The sequence below is a fragment of the Blautia sp. HCN-20427 genome, from assembly GCF_037890365.1.
Classification (GTDB): domain Bacteria; phylum Bacillota; class Clostridia; order Lachnospirales; family Lachnospiraceae; genus Blautia.
This window is the reverse complement of the sequence record NZ_JBBKBX010000067.1, coordinates 1-1,121: the sequence shown is the minus strand read 5'-3', so window position 1 is coordinate 1,121 and position 1,121 is coordinate 1. Positions and strand designations below refer to the sequence as shown.

Here is a 1,121-nt window from a genome sequence, read left to right as displayed (position 1 = left end):
GGAACGCCTTCTGTACTCTGCCCTGATCGGTTATATCTGGTATGAAGCACCGGAAGAAGAACAAAATTTTTCTACGCTTTTGGAATTTATCAACGCCAGTGAAACGAGAGAAGACGATGAAGAATTTAAGAATGCGGTAGATGAATTATTTGAAGAATTGGAGGCAGAGAATCTGGAACACTTTGCAGTCAGACAATATCGAAAATATAAGCTGGCTGCCGGAAAAACAGCGAAGTCGATCCTTATTTCCTGTGGCGCCAGACTTGCTCCATTTGATATTCAGGAACTTCGGGAAATCATGTCCTATGATGAGATGGAGCTGGATATGATCGGGGATCAGAAGACAGCAATGTTTGTCATTATCAGTGATACCGATGATACTTTCAATTTTGTGGTGGCGATCATGTACACACAGCTTTTTAATCTGCTCTGTGATAAAGCAGATGATGAGCATGGTGGAAGACTTCCGTACCATGTACGATTACTGCTGGATGAGTTCAGTAATATCGGCCAGATTCCCAAATTTGATAAACTGATCGCAACGATCCGAAGCCGTGAGATCTCCGCTTCTATTATTTTACAGTCGCAAAGCCAGTTAAAAACCATTTATAAGGATGCTGCGGAAACCATCACGGGGAATTGTGATACTGTATTATTTCTTGGAGGAAAAGAAAGCTCCACGTTAAAGGAAATCTCGGAAACGTTGGGAAAAGAGACCATTGATCTTTACAATACATCTGATACTAGAGGGACAAGCCAGTCCTATGGTTTGAATTATCAGAAGACAGGGAAAGAATTGATGAGCCGGGATGAACTAGCTGTAATGGATGGAAATAAATGTATCTTACAGCTTCGAGGTGTACGGCCATTTCTCAGTAACAAATATGATATCACAAAGCATAAGAGATATAAGGAATTGTCGGATGCGAATAAAAGGAATGCGTTTGATGTGGAAAAATACCTGGAGCATAAGCTGGTTTTTTCGCAGGATACAGAATTTGAAGTGTATGAAGTAAATGTAACAGAAGAGGATGTGAAAGCAGTGATAGAGGAAGAAGTAAACTAAAAAGAGTATCTTTTGGGCTAGAAATGTGATATGTTTTTATAAAGACAAATTGGAA

General features: G+C 39.9%; 1 protein-coding gene. It reads left to right on the top strand.

Annotated features, from left to right (window positions below):
• Window positions 1-1,066: VirD4-like conjugal transfer protein, CD1115 family (locus tag WKT17_RS16220; protein WP_340273709.1), on the top strand; the 1,066-nt coding region annotated here is incomplete at its 5' end.
• Window positions 1,067-1,121: the final 55 nt, after the last annotated feature.